Genomic DNA, 14,361 nt, shown 5'->3' with positions numbered 1-14,361 from the left:
CAGTCGTGCATGCAGACGCATTTCCAGCGGGGATAGCCGAGCTTCGGCCCAATCAAAGACTACGTTCTGGGGAGGACGTTACATGTTTCAGGATCCACTCAATGTGCCACGCCCGGCCTTTCTCGATCGCGAGGATGTCCGGATCTTCGAGGATGCCGTGCGCGGCTTCATAGAGAAGGAATGCGTGCCCAATGCCGAGCGTTGGGAAAAGCAGGGCATGGTGGATCGCGAGCTGTGGACCAAGGCCGGCGAGGCGGGCATCCTGTGCCCGTCCGTGCCCGAGGAGTTCGGCGGCGCCGGCGGGGATTGGGGCCATGAATACGTCTTCCACACGGCCGGGGCCGAGGTCGGCGCGGGCGGCTGGGGCGTTGGCCTGCACAACTCGATCATCGCGCCTTACGTCACCCATTACGGTTCGGACGAGCAGCGCAAGTCGATCCTGCCGCGGATGATTTCCGGCGAGCTGATCGGTGCCATCGCGATGAGCGAGCCGGGCACCGGCTCTGACCTTCAGAACGTCAAGACGACGGCCCTGAAGGACGGCAATGGCTATCGCATCAACGGCTCGAAGACCTTCATCACCAATGGCGGTTCGGCCAATTTCATCATCGTCGTGGCCAAGACCGATCCGTCCAAGGGCTATGACGGCGTGTCGCTGCTGATGGTCGAGACCGACAAGGTCGAGGGCTTCCGGCGCGGCCGCCTGCTCGACAAGGTCGGCATGAAGGCCCAGGACACCGCCGAGCTGTTCTTCGAGGATGTCTGGGTGCCGGCCGATGCGCTGCTCGGCCCGGAGGAGGGCCAGGGCTTCATCCAGCTGATGCAGCAATTGCCCCAGGAACGCCTGCAGATCGCCGTCCAGGGCGTCGGTGCCATGAAGCGCGCCCTGCACGAGACAATCAGCTATGCCAAGCAGCGCGAGGCCTTTGGCCGGCCGATCCTGAAATTCCAGAACACCCAGTTCAAGCTGGCCGAGTGCAAGACCAAGGCGACGATGGCGGAAGTCTTCGTGCACCACTGCTCGGAGCGCCTGATGAAGGGCGAGCTCGACGCCGCCACCGCCTCGATGGCCAAGTACTGGGTGTCCGACGCCCAGAACGAGGTGATGGACGAATGCGTCCAGCTGCACGGCGGCTATGGCTACATGAACGAATACCCGATCGCCCGCATGTGGCGCGACAGCCGCGTCCAGCGCATCTATGGCGGCACCAACGAGATCATGAAACTGCTGATCGCGAGGACGCTTTGATCGGTCACCGGAGATCCGCCTGATGTACACACCGCCGCACAACAAGATGGATGACCAAGCCCAGATGCGCTCCTTCATCCGGGCCAATGATTTTGCCATCCTGCTGATCCCGGGCGAGCCGGACCTGGCGGCGACGCATATCCCGATGCGGCTGGCGGATGAGCGCGAAGTCCTGATCGGTCATGTGGCGCGCATGAACCCGGCCTCCGAGGCGATCCTTGCCGGCAAGGAGGCGATGGCCATCTTTCCCGGCCCCCACGCCTATATCTCGCCGACCTGGTATGCCGATCCGTCGGTCAATGTGCCGACCTGGAATTACGTCACCGTGCATGTCCACGGCAAGCTGGTGCCTTTGGCCGGAACCGAGGCGGAGCGCTCGCTGTCCGCACAGATCGCCGATTTTGAAGAGGAATGGCGCATCACCGATATTCCCGAGCCGCGCCGCACCCGGCTCGAGGCGGCGATCCAGTGCTTCGAGCTGGAAATCACCCGCATGGAAGGCAAGGCCAAGCTGTCGCAGAACAAGTCGCTCTCCGAACGCGCCCGCCTGATCGAAGCCCTGCAGGCCCGCGGCGAGCACGCCATCGCCTATTTCATGGACGAGGAAGTGGAGGAGGAAGGGTGACTGAGCTCTCCGCCAGCTTCGACGTCAGGTATGACTTCCCCCGCGCGCGGGGGAAGGGGTTGAGCGTCAGCGAAACCGATGGGGGCCGGCGACGGACCCGTCGCCGGTCTCGCCGCCTGCGCAATGCCCAGACCGACGCCTTGACCAAACCCAGCTTCGACACGCCGCTTCGCGGCGCCCCCATCGGCCCCGCCTGCGGCGCGGCCACTTCCCCCACGCGTGGGGGAAGGAAACCGACTTTGTTCCGAAAGGATAAATTCCATGACTGACGCATACATTTTCGACGCCACGCGCACACCGCGCGGGAAGAAGAAGAACGGGGCGCTGAACGAGATCACGGCGTTGCAGCTGGCGACGCAGCAGCTCGAGGCGATCCGGGACCGGAACAATCTCGACACCTCGATGGTCGATGACGTGATCATGGGGGTCGTTTCGCCGGTCGGCGAGCAGGGCGCCAATATCGCGCGCTCGGCGGTGATCAATGCGGATTATGCCGAGACCACGGGGGGTTACCAGCTCAACCGGTTCTGCGCCTCGGGCCTGGAAGCGGTCAATGTGGCGGCGGCCAAGGTGATGTCCGGCGAGGCCGACATGGCCATTGGCGGCGGTGTCGAGGCGATGAGCCGGGTGCCGATGGGGTCGGACGGTGGAGCCATGGGCATGGACCCGGAGATCTCCTTCGACCACTACATCGTGCCGCAGGGCGTCTCGGCTGACCTGATCGCCACCAAGTACGGGTTTTCCCGTGATGATGTCGACGCTTACGCCGTTGAGAGCCAGAAGCGGGCGGCTCGGGCCTGGAAGGAAGGCCGATTCTCCAAATCGGTGGTGCCGGTCCGGGACCAGCTCGGCGTGACCATTCTCGACCATGACGAACACATGCGTCCGGATACCGACATGCAGGGCCTCGGGGCCCTGAAATCGGCCTTCAAGGACCTCTCCGACTTTGTCGGCTTCGAGCAGGTGGCCATCCAGAAATACCCGGAAATCGAGTATCTCAACTGGGTCCATACCGGCGGCAATTCCTCCGGCATTGTCGACGGTTCCGCCATGGTCCTGGTCGGCTCCAAGGAAGCCGGCGAGCGGGCCGGGCTGAAGCCGCGGGCGCGCATCCGCTCGATGGCCTCGATCGGGTCCGAGCCGACCATCATGCTGACGGGGCCGGTGCCGGTGACCGCCAAGGCGCTGAAAAAGGCCGGTATGGACGCCAAGGACATTGATGTCTGGGAGCTCAACGAGGCCTTCGCCGCGGTCGTTCTGCGCCTCATGCAGGCTTATGATATCGACCATGACAAGATGAACGTGAATGGCGGCGCCATCGCCATGGGCCACCCGCTCGGAGCGACCGGGGCGATGATCCTCGGTACGGTGCTCGACGAGCTGGAGCGCTCCGGCAAGGAGACCGCGCTGACGACGCTGTGCGTCGGCGGCGGCATGGGCACCGCGACCATCATCGAGCGGGTTTAACGGGATCGATCAGGAGACATGACCATGAAAAATTTCAACCTCGAGATCGATAGCGACGGCATTGCCCTGGTCACCTTCGACAGTCCGGGCAAGTCGATGAATGTCATTTCCGCCGATGTCATGGACGACTTCGACGCGCTGACCGACAAGATCCTCAATGACGACGCCATCAAGGGCGTGGTCATCACCTCGGGCAAGAAGGCGTTCTGCGCCGGCGCCGACCTCGGCGAGATGGGCGGCTCGATGGGCGAGCTGGCCAAGCTGCCGGAAGAGGAAATGAAGGCGAAGCTGTTCGAGCAATGCTTCCGTCTCAACAAGACTTTCCGGACCCTGGAAACCTGCGGCAAGCCGATCGCCGCGGCGGTCAACGGGCTCGCCCTGGGCGGCGGTTTCGAGATCGCCCTGGCCTGCCATTACCGGGTTATGCCGTCGGACAACCCATCCGCCAAGCTGGGCCTGCCGGAAGCCATGGTCGGCGTGCTGCCGGGCGGTGGCGGCACCCAGCGCCTGCCGCGCCTGGTGGGCTTGATGAATGCCGCGCCGATCATGTTGCAGGGCAAGCAGTATGACGCCGAAACGGCCAAGGCCCAGGGCGTTGTCGACGCGGTGGTGCCGGGCGACGAGCTGGTGGCCACGGCCAAGCAGCTGGTCAAGGACGATCCCAAGGGCGCCAAGCAGCCCTGGGACGGTGACAAGTTCAAATTCCCGGGCGGCGGTCCCTACCACCCCGCCGGGGCGCAGATCTTCGGTGCCGCCAGCCCGATGCTGCGCAAGACGACCTACGGCAATTACCCGGCCCAGCGCTACATCCTGTCCTGCGTCTACGAGGGCAGCCAGGTGTCGATGGACCAGGCGATCCGCATCGAGAGCCGGTATTTCACCAAGCTCCTGCTGCGCCCGGAAAGCCGCAACATGATCCGCTCGATCTTCCTGTCCAAGCAGGACCTCGACAAGGGCGGTCGGCGGCCGGAAGGCCAGGAGAAGCGGCCGGTCAAGAAGATTGCCGTGATCGGTGCCGGCTTCATGGGTGCGGGCATCGCCACGGTGTCGGCCCAGGCCGGTATCGAGGTGGTGCTGATCGACGCCAACCAGGAGGGCGCCGACAAGGGCAAGCAGCACGCCGTGGATCATTTCCAGAAAGGCGTGCAGCGCGGCAAGGTCGCACCGGAGAAGGCGGACAAGCTGGCCGGCCTGATCACCCCGACGACGGACTACACGCTGATCAAGGATGTCGACCTGGTGGTCGAGGCGGTGTTCGAGAACTCCGAGCTCAAGCACAAGATCACCAAGCTGGCCGAGGAGCAGATCGGCAAGGACGCCGTGTTCGGATCCAACACGTCGTCGATCCCGATCACCTCGCTGGCCACGGCGTCCGACCGTCCCGACAATTTCATCGGCATCCACTTCTTCTCGCCGGTCGAGAAGATGAACCTGGTCGAGATCATCATGGGCGAGAAGACCGGGGACTATGCCCTGTCGCGGGCCATCGATTTTGTCACGGCGATCAAGAAGACGCCGATCGTGGTGTCCGACACGCGCGGCTTCTACGCCAATCGCTGCGTCATGCGCTATATCGGCGAGGGCATGAATCTGCTCTCCGAGGGCGTCAAGCCGGCGCTGATCGAAAACGCCGCCAAGATGGCCGGCATGCCGGTCGGTCCGCTGTCGCTGCAGGACGAGGTGGCGCTGGATCTCGGCGTGAAGCTGATCAAGCAGACCAAGGCCGATCTCGGCGCCTCCTACAAGCCGAGCCCGACCGAGCCGATCCTGTTCAAGATGGTCGAGGAGTATGAGCGCTTCGGCCGCAAGAACTCCAAGGGCTTCTACGACTACCCGGCCGAGAAGGGTCAGCCCAAGCGGCTGTGGCCGGAACTCGAGCAGTTCGCGCCGAACGGTTCCTATGCCGAGGACCAGCCGAGCGTCGACACGCTCAAGGACCGCATCCTCTACGCCCAGGCGATCGAGGCGGCGCGCTGCATGGAAGAGGGCATCGTCGAGGATCCGCGCGAGGCCGATGTCGGCTCGATCCTGGGCTGGGGCTTCGCGCCCTGGTCGGGCGGCACGCTGTCCTTCATCGACACCATCGGCGCCAAGGCGTTCGTGGCGCGCGCCGACGAGCTGGCGGCGGCCCATGGCGAGCAGTTCAAGGTGCCCGGCCTGCTGCGCGAAATGGCCGAGAAAGGCGAGACCTTCTACGGCCGCTTCGGGGCCAAGGCGCCGGTCGCGGCGGAATAGGTCAGATCCGACAGATGGACCGGAAAGCCGGCCTGGTCTTCCAGGCCGGCTTTTCATTTCTGGGGATGATATTTTTTCCATCCCCGTTTTCCACGAAGCCCTCCGTTGCGATTTCAGAGGCTTGCGATTTTTCCCGTGCAAATAATCCGACCGGGTCTGTCCGGCCTCAAACTGGTTGCCCGGATGGAGCAGATGCGTCCACCCAAATGCGGACGGACGTGGAGGACGGAGTTGCCGGAAAGCGATCGACACCGGCTCGCGAGGACGTCGCGGGATTGTGAGATGACCGGAGCGGGGCGGCGGCTAGTCTGGCCGCTTAACGGATGGGGGATTGCCATGAAAACGCTGATGGTTGTGATCGCAAGCTTGTGGGCAGGGCTGGCCGTGCTGGCTGCCGCGCCGACTGCCGGGGCGCAGGTGCCGGAGGCGATGGCCACGGCCCTGAGCGAAGGCGATGCGCCGGCATTGCAGGCCGCCCTCGCAGCCGGTGCCGACCCTGACGCCCGCCATGAAGAGGGGCTGCAGGCGACGGCGCTGATGCTGGCGGCGGCCAAGCCCGACCCGGTCCTGGTGGAAATCCTGCTGGCCGCCGGCGCGGCGCTCGACACGGCCGATGCGATGGGTGATCCGGCGATCAACTGGGCCGCCTATTACGGGCATGGCGAGGTCATCGCGGTCCTGCTGGCGGCGGGTGCCGACATCACGCTGAGCGGCCACGGTACGGCTCCGGAAATCCTCATGCGGCGCGGGCACCAGGCGGCGCTGGCCAACCTGGTCCGGCAGGCCGGCCTGGCGCCGGATCGCGGGCCGGCCGAGCTGGCCCTTGAAGCGGCCCTGGACAGCGGCGACGCCGCGTCCGTAGCGCGACTGGCGGCGGAGTTCCCCGGCCACGAGGCCCGAGATTTCGCCGGTCGGCCGGTGATCCAGGCGGCCGCGCGCAGCGGGCGGGTCGAGGCGCTCGAGGCGCTGCTGGCGGCCGGCTGGCCTGTCGACGCTGTCGATACCATCGGCTTCACCGCCCTGTTCGAGGCCGCCCGCGACGGGCAGGAGGCGGTGGTGGAGCGCCTGCTGGCAGCGGGCGCCGATGCCGGTCACGTGGCCGAGGCCTCCGCCCTGTCGCTGACCCCGCTGCACATGGCGGCGATCGGCGGCCATGTCGCCATCATCGAAACGCTGCTGGCGGCCGGTGCGCCGCCCGACGCGCAGGGCAGTATGGGCGGCACGCCGATGCTGTGGGCCGCCTATGAGAACCAGGAGGCTTCGGTGCTGGCCCTGTTGCGGGGCGGCGCGGACCCGGCGGTCGCGGCCCCGGATGTCCCCCCGATGGCGGAGATTGCCGAGATGCTGGGCTGGTCCGCGGTGGCGGCCTGCCTGGCTGGCGAGGACCGGTCCGGTGACGCGTGTGCCGACCCCGGGTTGGCGGACTGATGGCGGGGCCGGGCTTTAGGAGATGGCGACAAGTGACGGTTAACCAACATGAATGCCAGATTAATGAAAAATGACATCGGGATTCCGCGTTAACCAGAGAAAATAATCTTGCCGGGCAATTCTCCGGTCAAGAATTCCGAGGCCTCCATGAGCCTGCCTGAAGTCGAGTTCGGACGCGGAGCGTCCCGGTCCATTGCGTGGACGTGCTGGGGCGCGGCCCTGGCGCTGACCCTTGTGCTTGGCCTGTCGGCGCTCAATGCGCTTGAGCGGGCCAACAGCCCTGCCGGCGTGATCGTGGAATTCGCCGAGGCCAAGCCGGCCGAACGCGACTCCGGGGCCCTGCTCGCCTTCGAGCCCGCTTCGGAAAAATAGCCCCACAAGCTCCTGAATCCTGCCCTGGTCCGTCCGCCTGGCGTTCGCCTTGCCGGATGCTCAGAGGAATTGCATCAACAGGGTGGCGATGCCGAGGAAGGCGAAGAAGCCGGATATGTCGGTGACCGTGGTCAGGATGATCGAGGACGACGTCGCGGGATCCTGACCAAGCCGTGTCAGGATGACCGGTATGACCGCCCCGGCGAACCCGGCGGCGACCATGGCCAGCACCATGGATGACATGATCACCGCGACCAGGCCGGGCGAACGGCTCCACACATAGACGCCGATGCCGCAGGTGATGGCGATGGCGATGCCGTTGAGCAGGCCGGCCAGCACCTCCTTGCGCATGACCCGCGCCCATTGCCGCGTGGTGATCTCGCGCAGGGCCAGGCCGCGCATGGTCACGGCCAGGGCCTGGGCGCCGGTATTGCCCGACTGGCCGGCCACCACGGGCAGCAGCACGGCCAGCGCCGTGACCTGGGCGATGGTACCCTCGAACACGCCCACCACGGCCGCCGCCATGAAGGCGGTGAGCAGGTTGACCTGCAGCCAGGGCATGCGCTTGCGCACGGTGAAGAGCGGGCTCGACAGGGCACGCTCCTCCGGGCTGGCGCCGACCATGGTCTGCAGGTTGATCGCCGCATCGGTCTGGATGGTGCGGGCAATGTCGTCATGCGTGATGGCGCCGAGCAGGATGCCGTCGAGATCGACCACCGGAAGGTCGAGGACCTGGCCCTGTTCGAGGATGGTGGTGATCTCGTCGAGATTGTCGATCGGTCGCACCGTGGCGATGACCGGGTGTTCCAATTCCCCCAGCGTGGTGTCCGGCGCGGCCAGGGCGACATCGGTGAGGGCCGCCTTGCCGGTGAGGCGCTGGGCATCATCGACCAGGAAGAGGCTGCGGGCGGTGTTGAGGCCGCGGGCGCGCAATTGCTCGAGCGTGGCGGCGGCGGTGGCATCGCGGCGAAAGGTGGAGACCTGGGAATTCATCAGACGACCCGCCGTGTCGCGCGGATAGGCCAGCAGGGTTTCCAGCTCGCGGCGGGTGGCCGGGTCGAGGCGGGCCAGGCGAGGCTCGACCTCGCCGGGCGGCATGAAGCCGAGCAGGCGGACTGCCTGGGAGGGCGGCACTTCGGACAGGAGCCGGTCCGCCACCTCCTCGGGCAGGGCGCGCAGCAGGCTGGCGGCGGTCTCCGGCAGCAGGCTGCGCCACACCGGGGCCAGGATCTTGACCGGCTGGCGGGCGGCGACAGCAGCCACGCTGGCGACCGGCAATTGCTCGATGCGCCGCGCGGCCTCCAGCGGGTGGTCGACCAGGAAGCGCCGGTCGAGCTCGACTTCGGCGCGGGAGGAATCGCCGGTCATGTCTGGTCCCCCCCGGCAAGCAGCTGGACCAGGCCCGAGGTGCTGGCGGCGAACGCCATGACCAGCGCGCCCGGCAGGCTGTCGCCGAGCCCGGCGGAAGCGGGTTCGCCCGGGCGCCCGGCCTGCAGCACGCGGGCGCGTGACACGACGCCGGTCAGCCGGCCATTGCGGTTGAGCACGGGCAGCGTGGCGTGACTGTCCCAGGCGGGCAGATCGGCCACGGCGCTGAGACGGGCGCGGGCGGACACGGGGCTCACCTCCCGGTCCATGATGTCGGCCAGGAGCGCGCTGTCCGGGCGCTGCAGCAGGTCCGCGGCGCTGACCTGGCCGAGCAGGCTTCGCTTGTCGCTGACGATATAGACGGTGTCGACGCTGGCGGTGCGCGGACTGCGCAATTCGGCCAGGGCGTCGGCCACGCTGTGATCGGGAGGCTGGGTGATCAGGGCAAAGGACATGTGCGCGCCGACCGTGTCGGCGGGGAAGGCGAGGCTGGCCCGCAGATCCCGCGCGAGGGTGCGCGGCAGGGCGGCCAGAACCGGTTCACGGTCCTCCGGCGCCAGCAGGCGCAGGATCGAGGCGGCCTGTTCGTAATCCAGCGCATTGGCCAGTGCGGCCGCGCTGACAGGGGTCATCAGGGTCAGCATCCGGGCCGCGGGCCAGGCATCCATGCGCGCCAGAACGAGGGCTGCATAGCGCGTCTCCAGGGTGTCCAGGAAGGCGGCGGCATCCGCCGGTTCGAGCGCCGCCAGGGCGCGCGCCGCGGGGCGCGGCCGGGTCTCGATGAAGCCGATGCTGAGCGGCGAGATCGCGGCCATGCGCCTAGTCCTCCCCGGACCCGTCATCGGCCAGCACGACCAGGCCGTCGGTCTCGGCCCGGGCGGCCGGTATCAGGGCCCGCCCCTCGGCCGTTTCGAGGGCGATCTGCGTGGCAGTGACTTCCAGCAGCACACCCTCGCTGTCACCGACGCGCAGGCGGCAGCCCGGCGCCAGGCTGCGCCGGAGACTCCGGGCGGCGACCAGGCTGGCCACATGGTCGCGAGCGCCGAGGGCAAAGGCGAGCGACAGGGACAGGGCGAGCGCACCGGCCAGAATGGCGAACAGGGTCACGAGAAAGCCGACATCGATGCCGACCTGGTCGAGGGCCATGATCACCGCGCTGAGTACGATGGCCCCCTGGGCGAGGCGACCCAGCAGCGCGCCCTGACCCGAGCGGGCGGTGCGGGCCGCGCGTTCGACCTGTTCGCCGACCACCAGTCCGAGCAGGTAGCCGAGCGCGAGGATGAGCCCGCCCAGCAGCAGGTTGGGAAGGTAGCGCACGATCTGGTCGAGCCAGCCAGCGAGAGCCGGCAGGCGGGCAATGCGGGCGGCAATGGTGATGGTGATGACGATGACGGCCCAGTAAGCGAGTTCGCCCAGCACCGGCGCCGTGGCGGCGGGCAGGCGGGCGCGGCTCAGGGTCGTCGACCCGACGCCGCGCTCGACGAGGCGGCCGAGACCGGAAAGGGTGCGGCGCGCTGCGGCACGCACCGGGCCGGCCAGCAGCCAGCCGACCAGGACGACGAGCAGTGCGCCCGCGAGGGCCGGGGCATAGTCCAGACCGTTGGCGGCGGCCTCGGCGAGCCGGGCTCGCGCGGTTTCGGTGAAGTTGGCAGATGCTGTCACACGGGTCTCCCTGGCGGAACCGTGCAGACGCAACGGGTGGGTGCGTACGGTCCATCCCCCTCGGATTGTTAGCAGATCGCTGGCCCCAAGTCGCGCAAATACGGGCTTCGCAGAGCCCGGTGGCGGCTTCAATTAGCGATGGATGTTGACTGTCGGACGGCGTTAGTCTGGCGTCCAGCGACAGGGAGTTCACATCGTGTCCGACGCCATCCTCGACGACGACGATTACATCATCGGAGCCAATCAGCAGGAAATCGACCGGCTCGGCTTGCAGCACGCGATCTGGCGCGAGGCGGCGCTGGCGGCCTGGCGCCGGGCCGGGCTGAAGCCCGGGATGACCGTGCTCGATGTCGGGGCCGGCCCGGGCTATGCCGCCTTCGACCTGGCGCGCCTGGTCGGACCGGAGGGCCGCGTGGTGGCGCTGGACCAGTCGGAGCTTTTCCTCAAGGCGGTCGAGACCGGCGCCGAGCTGCGCGGCCTGCGCAATATCGAGTGCGTGCACACCGATCTGGCCGAACATGACTGGCCGGAAGGGGCGTTCGACGCCGTGTGGTCGCGCTGGTGTCTGTCCTTCGTCCCGCACCCGGAACAGGTGCTGGCCGGCATTGACCGCAGCCTGCGCCCGGGCGGCGTCTTCGTAGCCCAGGAATATGTCGATTACCGCAGTTTCCGCATCGAGCCGAACGAGCCGGTGTTCGACCGCTTCCTCGAGGCCGTGAGCGCCAGCTGGGTGCATTTCGGCGGCGATCCGAACGTGGCCCGGCGGTTTCCGGCCCTGTTTGCGGAGATGGGTTGGGTGACCGGCGCTATGCGTCCACTGATCCATGCGGCACAGCCCGGCGACATGATGTGGACCTGGCCCACCACCTGGCTGCGCGAGGCGCCGGACCGCATGGTCGAGCTGGGCTTTCTCGACGCCGCCGATGTTGCCGAGTTCCGCGACTTCCTGGCGCGCCGGGAGGCGGACGAGAATTCGGTCCTGTTCACCCCGATGGTGCTGGAGACCATAGCCAGCAAGCCCGCGGGCTGAGGCCGGGAGGCGAGCATGGACCGCATTGATGCCCTGCGACTGTTCTGCTCGGTCGCCGAGCTGGGCAGTTTTACCCAGGCCGCCGAGCGCGAGGCGATGACACCGGGCGCGGCATCGAAGCAGATCAGCGCCCTGGAAGCGCGGCTGCAGGCGCGCCTGTTCGAGCGAACCACGCGCTCGGTGCGCCTCACCGAGGCCGGCGAGGCCCTGCTCGACCGGGTGCGGCCCTGGCTGGAGGAGTATGACGCGCTCGAGGCCGGCGTGGCGGATGCGCGCTCGGCCCCGGCCGGGCTGCTCCGGGTGACCGCGCCGGTCGATTTCGGGGCCAGCCGGTTGATGCCGGTGGTGGCTGATTTCATGAATGAATGGCCGGACGTGGAAGTGCGCCTGTCGCTGGCCGACCGCATGGTCGACCTGGTCAATGAAGGCTTCGATGTCGGCATCCGGATCGGCAATCTGGCCGACAGCGCCCTGATCGCCCGGCGCATGGCCGAGGCGCACATGGCGACGGTGGCGGCACCGGGCTATGTGAGCCGGGCCGGCCCGCTGGCGCATCCCGATGACCTGTCCGGGCACGACGTTATCATCGACCGCAACAAGCCGAGCCCCCAGTCGCTGCGCTTTCTCAGGGGCGAGGAGACGGTCGATGTGCGGGTCAGTGGGCGCCTGTCCCTGAACGGCGCCCAGGCAGCGATCCAGGCCGCCAGCGCCGGCATCGGCATCGCCTGTTCGCCGCGCTGGGCGGCCGAGGCCGCGCTGGCGCAGGGGCGGGTCGTCGAAGTGCTGCCGGACTGGCAGGCCGAGCCTCGCCACCTGTGGGCGGTCTTCCCGTCGAGCCGCTTCCTGGCCCACCGGGTGCGGATTTTCGTCGACTATGTGGCCCAGCGGTTTGAGGCCGGTCTGTAACGGGCTAGACTGGCGGTGGGAGTGCGGGGGTATCAGAATGCACAGTTTTCAGCTTGCCTGTCGCGGTAAGGCGCTGGCCGTTCTTGTCCTGGCCGGAACCGTGGTCACCGGGTGCGCAACCACGACTGTCGGGCCGGGCGTAGCCCCGATGCGCATGGCCGGGTTCGATCACCCGCGGGCGCGCAGCGAACAGGCGCCGGGGTCTGGCTATGGCTACGCCATGACCGGCGCCGGCGAGTGGTCGGCGCGCCTGGTCTACGAGACCACGCCGGGGATTCCGGAAGCCCGGCTGGACTTCGTCCGCGACGGGGTCAGCGGCACGGCAGACATGGTTATTGGCCGGCCCTACCTGGAGGACGGGCTGCGGCGGTTCTCCGGCAGCACCGCGGCCGGCGAGGCGGTGGAGCTCGAGATGCAGGCCGGGCCCTGCCCGGGCGCGGACGGAGCCCCGATGCAGTACTTCGTCAGCCTGGATATTGGCGGACGCAGGCTGGAGGGCTGCGCCCGCGTGAATGCGCGCGTGGATCACTGGTCGAACTATCTGGTCAGCTATCTGCCTGCCATCGACACCTGCCTGAACGAGATGAACGGCCGGGCCGACCACGTCACCGCGGCCTATACGCTCTCGGGCGGCGAGACCGGTGTCAGGGTGGTCGACCACGACCTTCTGACCTGGGAATGCACGACGCGCGAGGACGGTGCGGCGATGAATTCGCTGCGCGCCCTTGATGCCGCCGACGCGGCCTATGGCGAGGGCGATCCGATCTTCGTGCGCGGGCGTTATCCGCAATTCGGCGAGGGCTGCTATGTCTACGAGACCGTGCGCGACGCCGAGGGTGTGCTGATCGGTTCGTTTGGCTATGATGCGTGCAATGTCGCGCCGGTCGCGACGGCCGAGCCGGTGACCGGTTAGGCGTGCGGCCGGCCCCTTGGTGACTGACCCGTAAGCGAGCCAGGAATACCCCATGCGCCGATGCCTGAGTCTAGTCTGTCTCGCCGCCCTGCTGACGCCGGCAGCGGCCGCCGATCTCCGCAATGTCACCGTGCTCGAAAGCGACGGCGCTGCGCAGGTCTGGCTGGCGTTCGACGAGCAGCCCCAGGCGGTCAGTGTGACCCTGCTGGCGGACGGGGCGCAGCTTGTGGTGACCGGCGGCGGCTTGCGGGACCGTGAGATCGTGCCGGCCGATGCCTCCGTGCTCACCGGCGTGCGGGTGCGGACCGGCGAGGACGGCGACGGGCGGCTGGTGCTGCACGGGCTGACGCCGTGGACCGCGGCCGAGGCGGAAATCCGGCGCGGCGGCATCCTGCTGAGTCTGGAAGGGCCGCTGCTCGGGCGCGGCGGAGCGATCGCCATGGCCCCGGCCGCGACGCCGGACCCGGCCGCGACGCCGGACCCGGCCCGGCCCCCTGCGCAAACCGATCCCATGCCGGTGGCCGAGACGGACAGCGCTGTCCCGGCCCCGGCCGACCTGACCGCGTCTGCGGTCGCCGACAGTGACAGCGACGGCATGGCGGTCGACACCGGCGCGGCGGATGTGGCAGGCGAGACCGCCGCCGTCACCGCGACGGATGCGGCGGACGAGACCGGGGCCGAGCTTGCCGCGGAAATCGTCGAGACGCCGCCTGAAACGGTCACCGACGAAGCCGGGCCGGAGGCGGCTCCTGCCGCTGCCCCCGAGCCCGGAGACGGGCCGTGCGCGGCGGAGACCGCGGCGGTCGCGGCAGAGCCGTGGAACGAGGATTACCTGCACGCCCAGGCAAATTGCCTGGTGGAGCAGGGAGACCTGGCCGCGGCGGCGGCGATCTTCGAGCAGATGCTGGCCTTCGAGCCGGAGAATTTCCGCGCCACCGTGGCGCTGGCCGACATTCGCGAGGCCCAGGGCCGGCGCGAGGATGCAGCAGCGCTCTATGACGAGGCGTCACGCCATGCCATCAGTGACGCCGAAGCGGCGCGGGCCCGGTCCCGCCTGCGCGAGTTGCGCAACCAGTAGACACCACCCCCCAGCAGCGGAGCCCGAG

At 68.0% G+C, this 14,361-nt stretch carries 13 protein-coding genes; 10 read left to right on the top strand and 3 right to left on the bottom strand.

Annotation, left to right across the window (positions count from 1 at the left end; translation table 11 throughout):
* The first annotated feature begins 82 nt into the window (after positions 1-82).
* The 6 genes from ACXYMR_RS02160 (at position 83) to ACXYMR_RS02135 (ending at position 7,376) form a co-directional block, all read left to right on the top strand.
* Complete coding sequence (locus ACXYMR_RS02160) at positions 83-1,249, top strand: acyl-CoA dehydrogenase family protein (protein ID WP_458941106.1); 1,167 nt, start codon at positions 83-85, stop codon at positions 1,247-1,249.
* A 22-nt stretch (positions 1,250-1,271) separates the two neighbouring features.
* Complete coding sequence (locus ACXYMR_RS02155; protein ID WP_458941105.1) at positions 1,272-1,874, top strand: FMN-binding negative transcriptional regulator; 603 nt, start codon at positions 1,272-1,274, stop codon at positions 1,872-1,874.
* A gap of 261 nt (positions 1,875-2,135) precedes the next feature.
* Positions 2,136-3,341, top strand: a complete 1,206-nt coding sequence (locus tag ACXYMR_RS02150) for an acetyl-CoA C-acetyltransferase (protein WP_458941104.1) — start codon at positions 2,136-2,138, stop codon at positions 3,339-3,341.
* Positions 3,342-3,365: 24 nt separating this feature from the next.
* Positions 3,366-5,576 (top strand): 3-hydroxyacyl-CoA dehydrogenase NAD-binding domain-containing protein, encoded by a 2,211-nt coding sequence (locus tag ACXYMR_RS02145; RefSeq protein ID WP_458941103.1) that lies wholly within the window; start codon positions 3,366-3,368, stop codon positions 5,574-5,576.
* Between the two features lie 336 nt (positions 5,577-5,912).
* On the top strand, positions 5,913-7,004 hold the full coding sequence (locus tag ACXYMR_RS02140) for an ankyrin repeat domain-containing protein (RefSeq protein ID WP_458941102.1): 1,092 nt from the start codon (positions 5,913-5,915) through the stop codon (positions 7,002-7,004).
* A 147-nt stretch (positions 7,005-7,151) separates the two neighbouring features.
* Positions 7,152-7,376, top strand: a complete 225-nt coding sequence (locus ACXYMR_RS02135; RefSeq protein ID WP_458941101.1) for a hypothetical protein — start codon at positions 7,152-7,154, stop codon at positions 7,374-7,376.
* Positions 7,377-7,436: 60 nt separating this feature from the next.
* On the opposite strand, the gene ACXYMR_RS02130 is transcribed toward ACXYMR_RS02135, so the two are convergent.
* The 3 genes from ACXYMR_RS02130 to ACXYMR_RS02120 are packed head-to-tail and all read right to left on the bottom strand — an operon-like array spanning position 7,437 to position 10,406.
* Complete coding sequence (locus ACXYMR_RS02130; RefSeq protein WP_458941100.1) at positions 7,437-8,744, bottom strand: magnesium transporter; 1,308 nt, start codon at positions 8,742-8,744, stop codon at positions 7,437-7,439.
* Positions 8,741-9,559 (bottom strand): magnesium transporter MgtE N-terminal domain-containing protein, encoded by an 819-nt coding sequence (locus ACXYMR_RS02125; RefSeq protein ID WP_458941099.1) that lies wholly within the window; start codon positions 9,557-9,559, stop codon positions 8,741-8,743. Before ACXYMR_RS02125 ends, ACXYMR_RS02130 begins: the two co-directional genes overlap by 4 nt.
* Positions 9,560-9,563: 4 nt before the next feature.
* Positions 9,564-10,406 (bottom strand): mechanosensitive ion channel family protein, encoded by an 843-nt coding sequence (locus ACXYMR_RS02120; RefSeq protein ID WP_458941098.1) that lies wholly within the window; start codon positions 10,404-10,406, stop codon positions 9,564-9,566.
* Positions 10,407-10,602: 196 nt separating this feature from the next.
* Between ACXYMR_RS02120 and ACXYMR_RS02115 the strand changes: the two genes are divergently transcribed.
* Genes ACXYMR_RS02115 through ACXYMR_RS02100 form a run of 4 tightly spaced genes read left to right on the top strand, consistent with a single transcriptional unit; the run spans position 10,603 to position 14,333 of the window.
* Positions 10,603-11,436 carry a methyltransferase domain-containing protein gene (locus tag ACXYMR_RS02115; protein WP_458941097.1) on the top strand — a complete coding sequence of 278 codons (834 nt, stop codon included), beginning with the start codon at positions 10,603-10,605 and terminating at the stop codon, positions 11,434-11,436.
* Positions 11,437-11,451: 15 nt separating this feature from the next.
* Positions 11,452-12,342: a LysR family transcriptional regulator gene (locus tag ACXYMR_RS02110; protein ID WP_458941096.1), complete on the top strand. Its 891-nt coding sequence runs from the start codon at positions 11,452-11,454 to the stop codon at positions 12,340-12,342.
* Positions 12,343-12,379: 37 nt separating this feature from the next.
* Positions 12,380-13,255, top strand: a complete 876-nt coding sequence (locus ACXYMR_RS02105) for a hypothetical protein (protein WP_458941095.1) — start codon at positions 12,380-12,382, stop codon at positions 13,253-13,255.
* 52 nt (positions 13,256-13,307) lie between these two features.
* On the top strand, positions 13,308-14,333 hold the full coding sequence (locus ACXYMR_RS02100; protein WP_458941094.1) for a tetratricopeptide repeat protein: 1,026 nt from the start codon (positions 13,308-13,310) through the stop codon (positions 14,331-14,333).
* Positions 14,334-14,361: the final 28 nt, after the last annotated feature.

The organism is Maricaulis sp. CAU 1757 (assembly GCF_054482675.1).
Note: the sequence above shows the minus strand (reverse complement) of the source record. Positions and strands in the feature narration are given on the sequence as shown.

Excerpts from the sequence above, each read along its gene's own strand:
- ACXYMR_RS02145 (WP_458941103.1), top strand. The coding sequence starts at position 3,366 with ATGAAAAATTTCAACCTCGAGATCGATAGCGACGGCATTGCCCTGGTC.
- ACXYMR_RS02140 (WP_458941102.1), top strand. The coding sequence starts at position 5,913 with ATGAAAACGCTGATGGTTGTGATCGCAAGCTTGTGGGCAGGGCTGGCC.
- ACXYMR_RS02135 (WP_458941101.1), top strand. The coding sequence starts at position 7,152 with ATGAGCCTGCCTGAAGTCGAGTTCGGACGCGGAGCGTCCCGGTCCATT.
- ACXYMR_RS02100 (WP_458941094.1), top strand. The coding sequence starts at position 13,308 with ATGCGCCGATGCCTGAGTCTAGTCTGTCTCGCCGCCCTGCTGACGCCG.
- ACXYMR_RS02155 (WP_458941105.1), top strand. The coding sequence starts at position 1,272 with ATGTACACACCGCCGCACAACAAGATGGATGACCAAGCCCAGATGCGC.
- ACXYMR_RS02125 (WP_458941099.1), bottom strand. The coding sequence starts at position 9,559 with ATGGCCGCGATCTCGCCGCTCAGCATCGGCTTCATCGAGACCCGGCCG.
- ACXYMR_RS02130 (WP_458941100.1), bottom strand. The coding sequence starts at position 8,744 with ATGACCGGCGATTCCTCCCGCGCCGAAGTCGAGCTCGACCGGCGCTTC.
- ACXYMR_RS02105 (WP_458941095.1), top strand. The coding sequence starts at position 12,380 with ATGCACAGTTTTCAGCTTGCCTGTCGCGGTAAGGCGCTGGCCGTTCTT.
- ACXYMR_RS02160 (WP_458941106.1), top strand. The coding sequence starts at position 83 with ATGTTTCAGGATCCACTCAATGTGCCACGCCCGGCCTTTCTCGATCGC.
- ACXYMR_RS02110 (WP_458941096.1), top strand. The coding sequence starts at position 11,452 with ATGGACCGCATTGATGCCCTGCGACTGTTCTGCTCGGTCGCCGAGCTG.
- ACXYMR_RS02150 (WP_458941104.1), top strand. The coding sequence starts at position 2,136 with ATGACTGACGCATACATTTTCGACGCCACGCGCACACCGCGCGGGAAG.